Origin of the sequence: Phenylobacterium sp. (genome assembly GCF_004799395.1) — a bacterium.
Taxonomy (GTDB): domain Bacteria; phylum Pseudomonadota; class Alphaproteobacteria; order Caulobacterales; family Caulobacteraceae; genus Phenylobacterium.
This window is the reverse complement of sequence record NZ_SSMZ01000008.1, coordinates 1-14,429: the sequence shown is the minus strand read 5'-3', so window position 1 is coordinate 14,429 and position 14,429 is coordinate 1. Positions and strand designations below refer to the sequence as shown.

At 68.7% G+C, this 14,429-nt stretch carries 17 protein-coding genes; 5 read left to right on the top strand and 12 right to left on the bottom strand.

Translation table 11 applies throughout. The features are described from left to right. Positions 1-15 precede the first annotated feature (15 nt). Positions 16-1,443: an efflux transporter outer membrane subunit gene (locus tag E8A12_RS00480; protein WP_293365790.1), complete on the bottom strand. Its 1,428-nt coding sequence runs from the start codon at positions 1,441-1,443 to the stop codon at positions 16-18. 11 nt (positions 1,444-1,454) lie between these two features. Continuing rightward, the gene (locus E8A12_RS00475) at positions 1,455-3,080 is read right to left on the bottom strand and encodes a DHA2 family efflux MFS transporter permease subunit (protein WP_293365789.1); all 1,626 of its coding nucleotides are present in this window, start codon (positions 3,078-3,080) and stop codon (positions 1,455-1,457) included. A 90-nt stretch (positions 3,081-3,170) separates the two neighbouring features. On the opposite strand from E8A12_RS00475, the gene E8A12_RS00470 reads away from it, so the two are divergent. Genes E8A12_RS00470 through E8A12_RS00460 form a run of 3 tightly spaced genes read left to right on the top strand, consistent with a single transcriptional unit; the run spans position 3,171 to position 5,340 of the window. Then, positions 3,171-3,767: a TetR/AcrR family transcriptional regulator gene (locus tag E8A12_RS00470; protein WP_293365788.1), complete on the top strand. Its 597-nt coding sequence runs from the start codon at positions 3,171-3,173 to the stop codon at positions 3,765-3,767. After that, positions 3,764-4,213, top strand: coding sequence for a PaaI family thioesterase (locus E8A12_RS00465; protein WP_293365787.1), 450 nt, complete (start codon positions 3,764-3,766; stop codon positions 4,211-4,213). The genes E8A12_RS00470 and E8A12_RS00465 overlap by 4 nt, the downstream gene beginning before the upstream one ends. Continuing rightward, positions 4,210-5,340 (top strand): HlyD family secretion protein, encoded by a 1,131-nt coding sequence (locus E8A12_RS00460; protein WP_293365786.1) that lies wholly within the window; start codon positions 4,210-4,212, stop codon positions 5,338-5,340. Before E8A12_RS00465 ends, E8A12_RS00460 begins: the two co-directional genes overlap by 4 nt. Here E8A12_RS00460 and E8A12_RS00455 read toward each other — a convergent pair. From E8A12_RS00455 to E8A12_RS00440, 4 genes are all read right to left on the bottom strand, one after another. Continuing rightward, positions 5,337-6,563 carry a beta-ketoacyl-[acyl-carrier-protein] synthase family protein gene (locus E8A12_RS00455; protein WP_293365785.1) on the bottom strand — a complete coding sequence of 409 codons (1,227 nt, stop codon included), beginning with the start codon at positions 6,561-6,563 and terminating at the stop codon, positions 5,337-5,339. The genes E8A12_RS00460 and E8A12_RS00455 overlap by 4 nt on opposite strands. 13 nt (positions 6,564-6,576) lie before the next feature. Beyond that, on the bottom strand, positions 6,577-6,834 hold the full coding sequence (locus tag E8A12_RS00450) for an acyl carrier protein (protein ID WP_293365784.1): 258 nt from the start codon (positions 6,832-6,834) through the stop codon (positions 6,577-6,579). Positions 6,835-6,934: 100 nt separating this feature from the next. Beyond that, positions 6,935-7,804, bottom strand: a complete 870-nt coding sequence (locus E8A12_RS00445; protein WP_293365783.1) for an alpha/beta fold hydrolase — start codon at positions 7,802-7,804, stop codon at positions 6,935-6,937. A gap of 25 nt (positions 7,805-7,829) precedes the next feature. Next, positions 7,830-9,224, bottom strand: a complete 1,395-nt coding sequence (locus E8A12_RS00440) for an aminotransferase class III-fold pyridoxal phosphate-dependent enzyme (protein WP_293365782.1) — start codon at positions 9,222-9,224, stop codon at positions 7,830-7,832. Between the two features lie 346 nt (positions 9,225-9,570). On the opposite strand from E8A12_RS00440, the gene E8A12_RS00435 reads away from it, so the two are divergent. Then, positions 9,571-9,855: a hypothetical protein gene (locus tag E8A12_RS00435; RefSeq protein ID WP_293365781.1), complete on the top strand. Its 285-nt coding sequence runs from the start codon at positions 9,571-9,573 to the stop codon at positions 9,853-9,855. On the opposite strand, the gene E8A12_RS00430 is transcribed toward E8A12_RS00435, so the two are convergent. Further along, positions 9,852-10,904, bottom strand: coding sequence for a pyridoxal-phosphate dependent enzyme (locus E8A12_RS00430; protein WP_293365780.1), 1,053 nt, complete (start codon positions 10,902-10,904; stop codon positions 9,852-9,854). The genes E8A12_RS00435 and E8A12_RS00430 overlap by 4 nt on opposite strands. Positions 10,905-11,051: 147 nt before the next feature. On the opposite strand from E8A12_RS00430, the gene E8A12_RS00425 reads away from it, so the two are divergent. Then, positions 11,052-11,681, top strand: a complete 630-nt coding sequence (locus E8A12_RS00425; protein ID WP_293365779.1) for a sulfotransferase family protein — start codon at positions 11,052-11,054, stop codon at positions 11,679-11,681. A gap of 11 nt (positions 11,682-11,692) precedes the next feature. Here the strand turns inward: E8A12_RS00425 and E8A12_RS00420 are convergent, their stop codons facing one another. The 5 genes from E8A12_RS00420 to E8A12_RS00400 all read right to left on the bottom strand — a co-directional run bounded on the left by E8A12_RS00420 (position 11,693) and on the right by E8A12_RS00400 (position 13,611). Further along, positions 11,693-11,956, bottom strand: coding sequence for a hypothetical protein (locus E8A12_RS00420; protein ID WP_293365778.1), 264 nt, complete (start codon positions 11,954-11,956; stop codon positions 11,693-11,695). Positions 11,957-11,960: 4 nt separating this feature from the next. After that, complete coding sequence (locus E8A12_RS00415; RefSeq protein ID WP_293365777.1) at positions 11,961-12,122, bottom strand: hypothetical protein; 162 nt, start codon at positions 12,120-12,122, stop codon at positions 11,961-11,963. A 115-nt stretch (positions 12,123-12,237) separates the two neighbouring features. Beyond that, positions 12,238-12,420 (bottom strand): hypothetical protein, encoded by a 183-nt coding sequence (locus E8A12_RS00410; protein ID WP_293365776.1) that lies wholly within the window; start codon positions 12,418-12,420, stop codon positions 12,238-12,240. Positions 12,421-12,736: 316 nt separating this feature from the next. After that, on the bottom strand, positions 12,737-13,045 hold the full coding sequence (locus E8A12_RS00405) for a UBP-type zinc finger domain-containing protein (RefSeq protein ID WP_293365775.1): 309 nt from the start codon (positions 13,043-13,045) through the stop codon (positions 12,737-12,739). Between the two features lie 5 nt (positions 13,046-13,050). After that, positions 13,051-13,611, bottom strand: coding sequence for an HNH endonuclease (locus tag E8A12_RS00400; protein ID WP_293365774.1), 561 nt, complete (start codon positions 13,609-13,611; stop codon positions 13,051-13,053). Positions 13,612-14,429: the final 818 nt, after the last annotated feature.

Sequence of the window (14,429 nt, the reverse complement as noted above, 5' to 3'; positions counted from 1 at the left end):
GACGCAGGCGCCGTCCTAGCTGTCCTGACGCCAGCCGCCGCCCAGAGCGCGGAAGGTGGCCACCGCGGCGCGGGCCGCCGCCACCTGGGACTGGACCAGCTGATCGGAGGCGGTGAGCAGGTCGCGGTCAGCGTCACGCACCTCCAGCAGGCTCGCGACCCCGCCCTCATAGGCCTGCTGAGCCTGACGCCGCGCAACGGTCAACTGGTCGACCTCGCGACCCAGCGCCTGAGCGCGCAGCCGGTCCTGCTGCAGGTCGCTCAGGCTGGTTTCCACCTCCTCGGCGGCGCGAAGGGCGGTGGCGCGGTAGGCGGCCAGCGCCTCGGCCTCGCGTCCCTTGGCCGACGCGACCTCTACATCGACCCGGCCGAAGTCGAACAGCCGCCAGCGGAAGCCGGCGGCGAGTTGCTGGGCCTGCGCCGGACCGGTGAACAGCTTGCCGGCGTCCAGGCTCTCGGCGCCGAACAGGCTGCTCAGTGAGATCTTAGGATAGTAGTCGCTGATCGCCACGCCGATGCGCGAGTTGGCCGCGATCAGCCGCTGCTCAGCGGCCAGGACGTCCGGCCGGCGGCGCATCAGGTCGCCCGGCTGTACGCGCTCGGAGAGGCCGGGCGGCTCAGGCAGGCGCGCGTCCGTCTCCAGCTCGACGCGATAGGTTCCGGGCTGCGCGCCCATCAGCACATCCAGGCGATTGAGCTCGGCGTTCAGGCCGGCGGCCAGCGGAGGGATCGTGGCGCGCACCGCTTGCAGGGCCGCCTCGGTCTGATGGCCCTCCCGCTCGGCGGAGACCCCTTGCTCGAGACGCTCGTTGACCAGCTTCAAGAGGTCTTCCTCGACCTTTGCCTGGGCGCGGGCGACGGCCAGGCGGGCCTGGTAGCCGCGGGCCTGGAGATAGGCGTCGGCGCCTTCAGCCTCGATGCTGGTGCGGACCGCGGCCAGCTGGACCCGGGCGCCGGCATCCTCGGCGCGCGCCGCCTCGCGTTCGCGGCGCAAGCCTCCGAAGAGATCGATCTCCCAACTGGCGGCCAGGGCGGCCTGATCGTCGTCGTAGCGGCGCTGGAACCCCGGCAGGTGGCTGCCGATCTCACCGATCGGGCTCAGCAGGGACTGCCGTCCGTCGGCCGCCGATCCTTGGGCATCCAGCCTCGGGGCGAGCGCTGCGCCTGCGGCCTCCAGGGCGGCCCGGGACTGGCGCACCCGGGCGGCGGCCTGGGCGACGTCGAGGTTCTGGGCCGCTGCGCGCTCGACGATACGGGTGAGTTCGGGGTCGCCGAAACCACGCCACCAGGCGGCGAGATCGGTGGTCGCTGCGCCCTGCGTCGGCAGGGGCGTATGATAGCCGCCGGTCAACGCGGCCTGCGGCTTCTGGTAGTCCGGCCCGACGGCGCAGGCGGCGAGCGCGAGCGCCGATGCGGCGGCCAACAGGGGGACGAAACGGGTCATCGGGGCATGTCCTAGTGCGCGTCGGCTGGCGGGCCGGCGGCGGTGGCGTTGAGGGGCGCGGGCTTGCAGAACGGAACCATGATCAGCGCGGCCAGGAACAGCCACGCCATCATCCGGAACACCTCCTGGAAGCCGGAGGTCAGCGCGTAGCGGCCGACCACGCGGGCGAGCTCGCCGCGGGCCAGCAGGGCCGCGCGGACCGGGTCGGGCGTCGCCTGTGCCATGCGCGCGGCGAGCTGGGCGATCACCGCGGGCGCCTCGGCCCCGGCACGGCCAAGGCTCTCGCCCATGCGTGCAGCCTGGATACGGGCGTTGTCCTGCAGCCAGGTGTTCACCACCGCGATGCCGATCGCCCCGCCCAGGTTGCGCATCAGGTTGAAGAGGCCCGACGCCGCGCGCAGCTCAGGGCCCACGAAGCCGGTCAGCGCCAGGCCGACGCTGGGCACGATGCAGAGCATCACCGAGGCGCCGCGAAGCAGCTGCGGCCCCAGAAAGGCCGTGAAGCCCCAATCCGGGGTGACCTTCGATGTCAGCCACAGGCTGGTGGCGAAGAGGGTCAGGCCGACAGTGATGATCTTGCGCGGGTCGACGGACTGCGAGAGCCGCGCCGCCAGGATGGTCGACAGCACCTGGGCGATGCCGACCACGAATACCGTGGTGCCGATCTGCAAGGAGTCGTAGCCCCGCACCCGGCCGAGGAAGACGGGGACCAGATAGGTCGAGGCGTAGATGCCGAAGCCGATCACCAGGTTGAAGGCGCAGGCGATGGCGAAGGTCGGCTTCTTGAACGGCGTCAGCTTGACGATCGGGCCGCCGGACCGGAACGAGCGCTCCAGGAAGAGCACGAAACCCACGAAGGAGAGCCAGGCGCCGGTGGCGATATGCGGGTCGTTGAACCAGTCGTTCTTCGGCCCCTCCTCCAGGACGTACTCCATGCCGCCGAGGAACAGGGCCATGGACGCCAGGTGCGAGTAGTCGATCTTCTTCAGCATGGCGAAGTTCGGCCGGTCGACACGTATGAACAGCAGGGCCAGCAGGGTGACGATCGCGCCGGGCGCGATGTTCACATAGAAGATCGAGCGCCAGCCCACCGCGCCGGTCAGCCAGCCGCCGACCGTGGGGCCGAGCGTCGGGGCCAGCACCGAGACCATGCCAAGGATCGCCGGGATCATCGCCCGCTGCTTGCCCTCGAACATGGAAAAGCCGGTGGCGAACACCGTGGGCACCATCGCGCCGCCGACGAAGCCCTGGATCACCCGGAAGAGGATCATCGACTGGATGTCCCAGGCCAGGCCGCAAAGCGCGCTGGCCACCGTGAACAGGCCCGCCGAGAGGGCGAACAGCCACTGGGTCGAGAGCGCCTGCGCCAGGAAGGCGGCGAACGGGATCATCACCAGCTCGGCCATCAGATAGCCGGTCTGGATCCAGCTGATCTCGTCGGGGCCCGCCGACAGGCCGGCCTGCACGTCGTTCAGCGACGCGGCGACGATCTGGATGTCGATCAGCGCCATAAACTGCCCGAAGGCCATGATCCCGAAGATCAGGAACTTGCGCGCATCCGGGAGCGCCATCGGATCGATCGGCGCCTGGGGCGCGGCGGGTCTTGCGCCTCCGAAGGGCGCTGTTGCGTCGGTCATCGATCGTCCTCGGCCCCGCGCTGGTTTGGCGCCCTTGCCAGACCCGCATTCGTAATATTATATGCATCATACAATACGGAGCCGCAAGCCATGCGCTACGATGCCGACCACAAGCAGAGATCCCGGGAGCGGGTCATCGCCGAGGCCGCCAAGGCCATTCGCAGCGAGGGACCACAGGCGATCAGCGTCGCCGGCGTGATGGGCGCGGCGGGCCTGACACACGGCGCCTTTTACGCGCACTTCGACTCCCGCGACGCGCTGCTGCTGGCGGGGATCGAGCGGATGTTCGAAGAAGGCCGTGCGCGCATCCTGAGCGAAGTCACCAAGGGTTTCCCGGCGAAGACGGCGCTCACCAACTACATCGGCTTCTACCTCTCGCGGAGCCACCGCGACTCGCGCACCTCGGGCTGCCCCCTGCCCTTCCTGGCCGCCGAGGCGCCGCGGCTGAACGCGGAAATGCGCGAGCGCTATGCGCAGGGCGTGCAGAACCTCACCGGCGCCCTGGCCGACCTGCTGCGCGAGATGGCCTGGCCCAACCCAGACACCACCGCCGCCTCAGTCCTGGCGGAAATGGTGGGGGCAGTGTCCCTGGCCCGCGCCGAACCCGACCCGGAGCGCTCCTACGCCATCCTCACCGCCTCACGGGCGTCGCTGAAGGCGAGGCTCGGCCTGGAGGAGCTGCTATGAGCCTGATGGAGCAGATCGCGCCCGGCAAGACCGGGGCCGAACAGCTGCGCGCGATGATGGCGCCCGGCCAGGGCCCCGGCATCGGCAGGACGCTCGGCTTCCAGCTCATCGAGGTGGGCGACGGGACCGTGGCGTTCGCTGGCGTGCCCGGCGAGCATGCCTACAATCCCATCGGAACGGTGCACGGCGGCTATGCCGCGACCTTGCTGGATTCGGCCTGCGGCTGCGCGGTGCATTCGAAGCTGAGCGCCTCCCAGGCCTACACGACGCTGGAGCTGAAGGTCGCCTACCACAAGGCGATGACCGCCCAGACCGGCCCGGTCCGCGCCGAGGGGCGCGTTGTCACCATCGGCCGCCGCACCGCCTTCGCCGAGGCGCGGATCATCGACGTCGACGGCCGGCTCTACGCCTCGGCCACCTCGACCCTGCTGGTAATGGACAAATGAACGACGCCACATTCGCCTTGCCGCCCGGCGTCGTCGCCGCGCCTCCGCCGAAGGCCGTCTTCAAGCTGCCATTCTCCCGCAAGACCGCTCTGGCGGTCGGCGGCGCGGTGATCCTAGCCGGCGCCGGCGCGGCCTATATCGCCATGCCGAAGGCCACGGTGTCCACCGACGCAGCCTATGTCGAGGCCGACAGCTCCGTGGTCGCGCCGCGGGTGAAAGGGCTGGTGGCCGACGTGCTGGTCCGCCACAATCAGGCGGTCCATCGCGGCGATCCCCTGGTGCGTATCGATCCCGAAGAGTTCGACGCCCGCGTCGCCTCGGCCTCGGCGGACCTGCAGGACGCCCAGGCGCAGGTGCAGGCCGCCCAGGCCGCGCTGGCCGCTCTGACGCCGGAGGAGCAGCTCGCCGCGTCCAACGTGCGCGCCGCCGCCGCGGTGATCCGTTCCGCCGACGCCCAGAGCGACCGCGCCCAGAGCGACCGCCAGCGCTTCGAGAAGCTGGTCGCCGACGGCGCGGTCTCCCGCCGCGACGTAGACGCCTACAAGGCCACAGCCATCAGCGCGGAGTCGGACGCGGTCAAGACGCGCGCCCAGCTGGACGTCAGCCGCAATCAGGTGGCCGTCACGGCCGCCAAGCGGGCCACCCTGGCCGCCAGCCTCGCCCAGTCCAGGGCCGGCGTCGGCCGCGCCCAGGCGGCGCTCGACCTCGCGCGCCAGGACCAGGGCCATACCGTGATCCGCGCGGCCATCGATGGCGTGGTCGGCGACCGGCAGGTCGAGCCCGGCGACTATGTGCAGCCCGGCTCGCGGCTGCTGACGATCGTGCCGATGAAGGCCCTCTATGTGACCGCCAACTTCAAGGAGACCCAGGTCTCGCGCATGGTCGCGGGCCAGCCGGCGACCATCAGGGTCGACGCCCTGCCGGGCCAGCCGCTGAGGGGCGAGGTGGACAGCTTCGCCCCCGGCTCGGGCTCGCAGTTCTCGCTGCTGCCCTTCGAGCCCGGCACGGGCAATTTCACCAAGATCGTCCAGCGGGTGCCGGTGCGCATCCGCTTAGATACCGGTCAGCCCGGCCTTGAGCGGCTGAGGCCCGGCCTGTCCACGACGGTGACGGTGCGCCTGCGCTAAACCGCGGCGAACACCAGGGCCACGTTCAGGCCGCCGAAGGCGAAGGCGTTCTGCAACAGGAGGCGGGAGGCGATAGGCTGCGCCTCGCCCAGCACCAGGTTGAGGTCGCAGGCGGGGTCGCGCTGGTTGAAGTTCTGGATCGGCGGGGCCAGGCCTTCGGCGAGCGCGCGCAGGCCGATCACCGCCTGTAGCGCCGCCGAGCCGCCGATCAGGTGGCCATGGGCGCTCTTGGTGGCGATTACCGGCAGGGTCCGCGCGCGTTCGCCGAACACCTCCACCAGGGACTGGGTCTCGGCCGCGTCGTTCAGCGGAGTGCCGGTGCCGTGTGCGGAGACCAGGATGTCGTCGCGCTCGAGCACGCCGGCCTGGGTCGCCGCCTGGCGCATGGCGCGCGCCTGGCCCTCCGGCGACGGCTGGGTGATGTGGAAGGCGTCCGATGACATGCCCCAGCCGATCAGCTCTCCCAGGATCGTCGCGCCGCGGGCCTCGGCGTGGTCCATGGCTTCGAGCATCAGGACCGCACCGCCCTCGCCCAGCACCATGCCGTCGCGGTCGGCGCTGAACGGCCGGCAGGTGGTCGGCGACATGGCGCGGATCGCGTCCCAGGCACGCACGCAGCCGGCGGTGGAGATCGCCTCGCTGCCGCCCACCAGGGCGCAGTCGACCTGGCCCAAGGCGATCATCGCCGCACCCTGGGCGATGGCGTGGGAGGAAGAGGCGCAGGCGCTGGAGACAGCGAACACCGGGCCGCGGATCTCGAAGGCCATGGCAACGGCGCTGACGCCGGCGCTCAGCATTACCCGCGGCACGGTCGAAGGGTGCAACTTCGGGGACTTCATCCCGAAGAACCGCTCGTAGCCGGCCTCCAGGGTCGCCAGGCCGCCCAGACCGTGGCCCAGGATCACGGCGGTGCGCTCGGTGAGCGTCGGGTTCCCGCGCAGGCCGGACTGTTCCAGGGCTTCGAGGGCCGGGGCGAGCGCCATGCGCGCAAAGGGATCGAGGCCGCCGGCTGCCGGCTTGCCGAGGCCCGCGTCCAGCGCCGCCTCATAGCCCGGCGCGACTCGGGCCATCGGCAGCTCCAGCCCGCCGGGGCCGTAGGGGCTGTCGCCCATGATCGTGCGTTCGATGCCGCCGCGGCCGTCGCGCACGGCCTGCCAGTTCGCCTCGACCGAGGCGCCCAACGCCGAGATCGCGCCCAGACCGGTCACGGCGATGCGGTTCATCTGGGCTTGGCGCTCAGACGGAGGCCGCGGCCTGCGCCCGGTCCTTGAGCTTGTCCATCAGTTCGCCGAGCGTCTTGCAGTCGCTGAGCTCCTCGGCTTCGACGACGATGCCGTAGCGTTCCTCGACCTCGAACAGCACGCTGATGACGTCCAGCGAGGCGATGCCGAGGTCTTCCAGATTGGCCTCGCGCGTCAGCGTCGCGCGGTCGATCAGGGCTTCCTTGGAGATCACGTCGAAGAGCTCATCGTCGCTGGGGATCATCTGGGCCATGACGACCTCTTCTTCCACAATACCGGCCACCGACAGCGCAGCCCAACACCCTTCCGGACGCCGCCGGAGGCCTACAGCCTCAAACCCCCGAAGCCAAGCGTCAACCCGGCGCAGCCCCGGCCCGGGCGCGGGCCGGCGGCGCGGGCGCCGAGGCCGTGGCGGGCGCCTCCCCGCCGAAAAAGCCGGCAGTCAGCTCGCCCAGCCGCACGTGCTGCCTGTCCACGTGGATCATGTGATAGCTGTCCTCGAGCATCACCACCTCGCTGAAACCGCCCAGCGCGCGCTGCAGGCGCAGCGCGTTGCGCGGATCGGCCATGTCGTCTTCGCAGGCGTGGGCGATCAGCACGGGCGCCCTGATGTCCGCAGCCACCTTCTCCACGTGCCGCGCCAGGCGGTAGAGCTGGTACATGCAGCCCAGCGGCATGCGGTCCAGCGCGCCGGGGATCAGCGACCCCAGCGCGGTCTCCGCCAGGCCCCGCAGGCGCTCGTCCTTGAACCCATAGGGATGCGGCTGGACGAAGCTCAGCGACCGCAGCAGGGGCAGGTTCGCGACCGCCTGGATCACCGGCGCGCCGAGCGTGATCTTGGGCATGTTCCAGCCGTCGTATTCGAACAGCATCGAATAGACCGCGGCGCCCTTGATCTCGGGGAACTCCGCGCAGAGCTCCAGGCCGATGGCCCCGCCCGCGCAGATGCCGGCGACGTAGACCTCGTCCACCTCCCGCGAGAAATCGAGATAGGCCTGCTTGGCGCTGTCGACCCAGTCGCGCCAGTCGGTCTTCAGGATGTCGGCCTCCGTCCCGCCGTGGCCGGCGAGCATGGGGCCGTAGAGGCTGAAGCCGCGCTTGTGCAGCACCCGCCCGACCGGCTTCATCTCCTGCGGCGCGCCCGTCAGGCCGTGGATCAGCATCACGCCCTTGCCGCTGTCGCCCCGGATGCGGAAGCTGCGGTCCTTGATCGGGGCCTTCATCTCGCGGCGCGCATCGCGGCTGTGTTCAGTTGACGACGCAGCGGCGAAGCAGGGTGTCGAGCAGCTTCAGCGCCAAGTCGATCTCCTCGTAGGTGATGTCCAGCGAGGGCGCGAAGGTGATGACGTTCTTGTAGTAGCCGCCGACGTTGAGGATCAGGCCCATCTGCTTGCCGCCGACGTCGAGGTCGCCCTTCAGGCCCTCGGCCACCATGCGGTCAAGCAGGGCCTTGTCGGGGGTGAAGCCGTCGGCGCCGCAGAGTTCGGCGCGCAGCGCCAGGCCCAGGCCGTCCACGTCGCCGATCTGCGGCCAGCGCTTCTGCAGCGCCTGCAGACCCTCCAGGAAGTAGGCCCCCTTCTCGGGCACCGTGCGTTCATAGCCGCCCTCGGCGGCCATCCGCAGGGTCTCAAGCGCCACCGCCGTGCCCATCGGGTTGGCGTTGAAGGTCGAGTGGGTGGCGCCTGGTGGGAAGACCTCAGGATTGATCAACTCTTCCTTGGCCCAGAGGCCGGACAATGGGTTCAGGCCATTGGTCACCGCCTTGCCGAACACCAGCACGTCCGGCTGCACGCCGAAATGCTCGATCGACCACAGCTTGCCGGTACGCCAGATGCCCATCTGCACCTCGTCGACCACCAGCAAGATCCCGTGCTGGTCGAGCACCTTCTTCAGCTCGATGAAGAAGTTCTTCGGCGGGATGACGTAGCCGCCGGTGCCCTGGATCGGCTCGGCATAGAAGGCGGCGAACTCGCATTCGCCGGCCTTGGGGTCGGAAATGCCATGGAATTCGCTTTCGAACAGGCGGGCGAAGTTCCGCACGCAGTAATCACCATACTCTTCCTTGCTCATGCCCTTGGGGCCGCGGAAGGCGTAGGGGAACTCCACGAAGTGGGCGCGGTCGCCGAAGTGGCCGTAGCGGCGGCGGTAGCGGTAGGACGAGGTGATCGCCGAGGCCCCCAGGGTGCGGCCGTGGTAGCCGCCCTGGAAGGCGAACATGAAGCCCTTGCCGTCCCGGGCGTTGCGCACAACCTTGAGACTGTCCTCGATCGCCTGGGCGCCGCCGACGTTGAAATGCACGCGACCCTTGGCGCCGAACTTGGCCTCCGCGTCGCGGGCGATCAGAGCGGCCAGCTCCACCTTTTCGCGGTGCAGATGCTGCGAGGCGATCTGCGGCAGGACGTCCAGCTGGCGGTGTGCGGCGGCGTTCAGGCGCGGGTTGCGGTAGCCGAAATTGGCCGTCGAGTACCACATCTGCAGGTCGAGATAGGCCCGTCCCTCGGCGTCGTACATGTAGGAGCCGTCACAGGTGTCGAAGAACTTCGGTTGCGCCAGGTAGTGGACGGTGTCGCCCCACGAACAATATTGCGCATCGAGCGCGCGAAGCTCGGCCTCGGTAAGCTGGGGGGCGGGCGCGTCGTACATCCAAGAACTCCGAAAGGACTAAAGCCGGCGGGAACTAGCATGCCGGCGCTGGGCGCCCAGCGATAATCCGAGACCGGGCCATGCGCAGGGGAATGTGACAATCGGCCCGCCGCCGACGCCACGAGCGCCACCGGCGGACAATGTTCGTTGTTTGGACCTGTTTTTCGAGCCACCCGTCCCCTTATGACGCCGTAATACCGCCACCGCCTCAGCACGCGAGGCGGTGCAAATCGCCAAAAAAATGCGGTCGCGGCGGGGTTGCGGCCGGTGCGCGATACAGCCTGCGGTGACTCGCGCGACTCCGAGAGTTCTGCTTTTGTTCTGGCCGGCGGACGGAGAGCGGATCATGGCGGACGGCGCATCGCATCGGGTCTTCGAAGGTTGGCCGGCCTGGCCGCGGCTCAGCCAGGCCTTGGCCGCCCGATCCAGCCTGTGGGCGGTCTGCCGGTGCGGGCGCGAGGCGGTGATCGATCCGAGGCCGTGGGTCGGCCAGGGGCTGGGGCGCCAGGCCACGGCCCACCTGGAAACGCGCCTGCGCTGCATCTGCGGCGCCCGCCGCGCGCGTCTGGAGATCCGCGGCCTCGCCGAGGCGCCGACGCGAGGCGCCGGCGCCATCCACATCTTCCGCTAGGCCGGCGCGGCTTCCGTGAACATCGGGGTCGAGCGGAAGATGGCCTGCTCTTCCTCGGTCATGTCGGACGGCACGTCGGCGAACAGCGGGGTCGACAGGTAGCGCTCGCCGGTGTCCGGCAGCATGGCCAGGATGTTCGTCCCCTTGGGCGCGTCGGCGGCGATCTTCAGCGCGCCGGCGAAGGTGGCGCCCGAGGTGATGCCACAGAAGATGCCCTCCTGCGTCGCCAGGTCCTGGCTCATCTTGATCGCCTCGGGGCCCGGGATGGCCATCAGCTGGTCGACATATTTCGCGGTCACCGCGTCGCCGGTCAGCTTGGCGATGAAGTCCGGGGTCCAGCCCTGCATCGGGTGCGGCTTCCAGGCCGGGTGGCCGGCGGCGGGCGAGCCGTCGGGGTTGTAGCTCTGCGGTTCGTGGCTGGCGATCAACGCCGCGTCGGAGGGCTCGCAGACCACGATCTTCGTCTTCGGGCTCTTGGCGCGCAGCACCCGCCCGACCCCGTTCAGCGTGCCGCCGGTGCCATAGCCGGTCACCCAGTAGTCCAGTTGCTCGCCCTCGAAGTCCTTGAGGATCTCCGGGCCGGTGGTGCGCGCGTGTATGTCGGCGTTGGCTTCGTTCTCGAACTGCCGGGTCATGAACCAGCCATGCGCCTTGGCCAGCTCGACGGTCTTGTTGATCATGCCGGTGGCGCGCAGCGCCGCGGGCGTCAGGACGACCTTGGCGCCCAGGAACCGCATCAGCCGGCGGCGCTCGATGGAGAAGCTCTCGGCCATGGTCACCACCAAGGGATAGCCCTTGGCCGCGCAGACCATGGCCAGGCCGATGCCGGTGTTGCCGCTGGTCGCCTCGATCACCGTCTGGCCAGGCTTCAGCTCGCCGGATTTCTCGGCCGCCTCGATGACGCCGAGCGCCAGGCGGTCCTTGACCGAACCCAGCGGGTTGAAGGCCTCGACCTTCACGAAGAGGTGCACGCCGGCCGGCGCCAGGCGGTTGATCCGCACCACCGGCGTATTGCCCACCGTTCCCAGGATGCTGTCGTATCGGGCCATCTTAAGGTTCCTTCTCGAGGCTCGACAGAAGGCCCAGGCGGCGTGCGTGAGTCAATTCAGGAGAACAAAGGTCGCCCGGACCTTTTCTGGGGCTTGAGGAGGTGCATCGTAAGGGCCAAGCTTCATGCCGTCTTGGGGGAACGCGACATGACGCTGAAGGTGATCGGATCGGGCTTCGGCCGCACGGGGACCATGTCCTTGAAACTGGCGCTTGAGCAAATCGGCCTGGGACCCTGCTATCACATGGTCGAGGTCTTCAAGAACCCGGCCGCGCCGGACATGTGGTCGGCGGTCGCGGACGATCTGGACCATGCCGACTGGGGCAAGATCTTCGACGGCTACAATTCCACCGTCGATTGGCCGAACGCCACCTACTACAAGGAACTGGCCGACGCCTATCCCGCCGCCAAGGTGATCCATACCGAGCGCGACGCCGAGGACTGGTACGCCTCGACCCAGGCGACGATATTCGCCGACCGCGGCCCGCCGGATCCCGACGTCCCGTTCGCGCGGATGATCAGCAAGGTGATCTTTCCGCTGTTCGACGGGCGCATGGCCGACAAGGATCACCTGATCTCGGTCTATCGGGCGCATAACGCCCGCGTCCGCGAGACCATCCCGCCGGAGCGGCTTCTGATCTATCACGTGGCCGACGGCTGGGGCCCGCTGTGCGACTTCCTCGGCGTGCCCGCGCCCGAGGGCGACACGCCGAAGGTCAATTCACGCGAGGAGTTCGGGGCCCACATCGAGACCCAGATCCAAGCCGCTATAAACTAGGATTGGACGACCTAGCGGCCGCCGCCGCCGGTGATTTCCTTGATCAGGCCCTGGATCGGGGCCTTGCCGCCCGCGCCCCAGACCACCTTCATGAAGGCCAGCGTCCGGCCGGCCGCGTCCTCGAACTTCCACTCGCAGTCGTCGATGCGGCAGTCCTCGAACTTCGGCGTCTCGCCGCCGGAATAGACTAGCCGGCAGTCGCGGAACTCGCAGGACGAGAACACCTCGCCGTCGAGCACGACGGTCTCGTGGTTGTAGATCGCATTGTCGGGCATCGGATCAGCCTTGGTCGTCGTCGCTGCGGGGCGTCGCGGACGGATCGGCTTCCAGGCGGGCGCGCTCGCGGGCCTCGGCCTTGGCGCGGGCCTTCTCGGCCACCTTGGCGGCCTTCAGGCGATCGCGTTCGGCGCGTTCGAAATTGTAGTTGGGCTTTCGCGCCATCGTGGACTCCGTCGGGGGTAAGGCGGGGCGCGAGCCGAGCCGGCGAAACGGGGTCTTACACTGAAATGGCCGCCCGGCGCATCCCTGCTCTTTCGGAACTCGCCGCGCGGACGCCCTAGTCGAGCGCCGCGGAGTCGCCGCTGGCGCCGGGCTGGATGGCGCCTGTGTCAACGCCGGTGTCGAGGCCACGGCCCGGCTGATCGCGGCCGAGCTTGGGACCAAGGTCCTTGCCCTGCTGCGGCGGACGGGGCGCCTTGGGGGTGTCCTCGGTGGGGTCAGTGTGCGGTTCGCCGGTCATGGCAGGCCTCCTGTCTGAAACCCTAGGAACGGGGCGTCCCGGCGGCTTGTTCCGCGCCCGCCTGAAATGGAAAACGGCTCCTCCGCATGGGGCGGAGGAGCCGACAGCGGCGCCGCACAGCCGGGGGGTTGGGTTGGCCGGCGACGCCGATATTCCATGCGGAGCGGGGCTCGGGGGGAGGAAAGTCCGCTCTCCGCACAATGCCAATCTGACCGGCGTCCGCGGCGCGAGTTGGGCCGCTTCGTAACGCCAACAATTCCGAACCGACCCGAACTCGAGGAGTCCTGAAATCTAGGTCCGCGCCTGACCTGCCGCCTCAATAGTAGCGCGGGATGGGTCCTCGCTGCGGGGTGCGGCGCTCCGCCAGATCGAAGGCGACTTCGTCGACATAGCACCAGCCCCAGCCTTCCGGCGGGTCGTAGCCTTCGATGATCGGGTGGCCGGTCGCGTGGAAGTGGGCTGTGGCGTGCCGGTTCGGCGAGTCGTCACAGCAGCCGACCTGCCCGCACGTCCGGCAAAGCCGCAGGTGCAGCCAGACCGAGCCGATCTTCAGGCAGTCCTCGCAGCCCAGCGCGCTCGGCGTCACGTCGCGGATGCCGGCGGTGTGCGGGCAGGCCTCGTCCATGCGCCCTAGGCCTCCAGTTCGATGTCCCAGTAGAGGTAGTCGAGCCAGCTTTCGTGCAGGTGGTGCGGTGGGAATTTCCGGCCGTGCTGCTGCAGTTCGAAGGCCGTCGGCCGGTGCGGCATATGCAGCGGGTGCATGTGCGCCTCGCGCGGGGTGCGCCCGCCCTTGGTCAGGTTGCAGCGCGCGCAGGCGGTGACGATGTTTTCCCAGGTGGTCCGCCCGCCGCGCGAGCGCGGGATCACATGGTCGAAGGTCAGGTCATCGCCGCAACGGCAGTACTGGCAGGTGAAGGCGTCGCGCAGGAAGAGGTTGAACCGGGTGAAGGCCGGCGGCCGGTCCTGGGTCACGTACTGCTTCAGCGACACGACGCTCGGCAGCTTCATCTCAAAGGAAGGCGAGTGCACCACCTGGTCGTAGGTCGAGACCACGTCGACGCGGTCGAGAAAAACCGCCTTGATGACGTCCTGCCAGGGCCAGAGCGAAAGCGGATAGTAGCTGAGCGGCCGGAAATCGGCGTTCAGCACGAGGGCGGGCATCCCTGACGGCGGGCGGCTAAGCACCTGCATGGGGAACCTCCGCGCCAGGATACCCATCGAGGCGGGCGGGGATCGGTTGGCGCGAGGCGCCTAGATGATACGCGGATGAACTGAAGACGAAGACCCCTGTTCGCGCGGCTTGCAGCGGCGACGGGCCAGGTCAGGAAGCCCAGGCTGTCCCGCTATCGGGACCCTTATAGGTAAGATTCGGAGACATCTCCATGACGGAGAGAGCCGTAGCCTCGCCCAAGCTCATTGTCGGAGCGGGCGAGGCTTATCGGCGTCGCATCTGGAACTAGGCCACGGCGGCGAAAGTCGCGCCGGCGATGGTGAGGCCCAGGGCCACGATCGCGAAGGAAATCACGGTGTCCAGGACGCGGTTGAGACGGATCGACATGAGAGTAGTCCTTTTCTTGGTTTGGCCGCCGGTCTCCCGGTCGCCCAGTCCGATGTGGACGATGCTTAGATAGCACCTATCTGAACGATGTCTAGATACGCTTTTGTGCAGTGCAGCTATGCAAATATGTATGGGAAGCCAGGGATCCCGCGCCGACGAAAAAGGGCCCCGCAAGGGAGCCCTTTCCGGATCGCCGCTCCGCTTGGGGAGAGCGTGGCGATCAGCCGCCAGCGGCGACAAAGGCGGCGACGACGGAGGATCCCATGGTCAGGATCAGTGCCGGCGCAATACGGTCGCAAAACCGTCCGAGGCGAGAGATGGACACGAGGACACACACCTTCAAGTTGGAACCCCGAGGGAGCGGGGCTGTTGTTATCTAAGCAGCGTCAAGATAGCGCACATCTAAGCGATGTCAAGATATCTTTACGGCGCATAGATTGCTGCATAAGGT

Excerpts from the sequence above, each read along its gene's own strand:
- E8A12_RS00480 (WP_293365790.1), bottom strand. The coding sequence starts at position 1,443 with ATGACCCGTTTCGTCCCCCTGTTGGCCGCCGCATCGGCGCTCGCGCTC.
- E8A12_RS00475 (WP_293365789.1), bottom strand. The coding sequence starts at position 3,080 with ATGACCGACGCAACAGCGCCCTTCGGAGGCGCAAGACCCGCCGCGCCC.
- E8A12_RS00470 (WP_293365788.1), top strand. The coding sequence starts at position 3,171 with ATGCGCTACGATGCCGACCACAAGCAGAGATCCCGGGAGCGGGTCATC.
- E8A12_RS00465 (WP_293365787.1), top strand. The coding sequence starts at position 3,764 with ATGAGCCTGATGGAGCAGATCGCGCCCGGCAAGACCGGGGCCGAACAG.
- E8A12_RS00460 (WP_293365786.1), top strand. The coding sequence starts at position 4,210 with ATGAACGACGCCACATTCGCCTTGCCGCCCGGCGTCGTCGCCGCGCCT.
- E8A12_RS00455 (WP_293365785.1), bottom strand. The coding sequence starts at position 6,563 with ATGAACCGCATCGCCGTGACCGGTCTGGGCGCGATCTCGGCGTTGGGC.
- E8A12_RS00450 (WP_293365784.1), bottom strand. The coding sequence starts at position 6,834 with ATGGCCCAGATGATCCCCAGCGACGATGAGCTCTTCGACGTGATCTCC.
- E8A12_RS00445 (WP_293365783.1), bottom strand. The coding sequence starts at position 7,804 with ATGAAGGCCCCGATCAAGGACCGCAGCTTCCGCATCCGGGGCGACAGC.
- E8A12_RS00440 (WP_293365782.1), bottom strand. The coding sequence starts at position 9,224 with ATGTACGACGCGCCCGCCCCCCAGCTTACCGAGGCCGAGCTTCGCGCG.
- E8A12_RS00435 (WP_293365781.1), top strand. The coding sequence starts at position 9,571 with ATGGCGGACGGCGCATCGCATCGGGTCTTCGAAGGTTGGCCGGCCTGG.
- E8A12_RS00430 (WP_293365780.1), bottom strand. The coding sequence starts at position 10,904 with ATGGCCCGATACGACAGCATCCTGGGAACGGTGGGCAATACGCCGGTG.
- E8A12_RS00425 (WP_293365779.1), top strand. The coding sequence starts at position 11,052 with ATGACGCTGAAGGTGATCGGATCGGGCTTCGGCCGCACGGGGACCATG.
- E8A12_RS00420 (WP_293365778.1), bottom strand. The coding sequence starts at position 11,956 with ATGCCCGACAATGCGATCTACAACCACGAGACCGTCGTGCTCGACGGC.
- E8A12_RS00415 (WP_293365777.1), bottom strand. The coding sequence starts at position 12,122 with ATGGCGCGAAAGCCCAACTACAATTTCGAACGCGCCGAACGCGATCGC.
- E8A12_RS00410 (WP_293365776.1), bottom strand. The coding sequence starts at position 12,420 with ATGACCGGCGAACCGCACACTGACCCCACCGAGGACACCCCCAAGGCG.
- E8A12_RS00405 (WP_293365775.1), bottom strand. The coding sequence starts at position 13,045 with ATGGACGAGGCCTGCCCGCACACCGCCGGCATCCGCGACGTGACGCCG.
- E8A12_RS00400 (WP_293365774.1), bottom strand. The coding sequence starts at position 13,611 with ATGCAGGTGCTTAGCCGCCCGCCGTCAGGGATGCCCGCCCTCGTGCTG.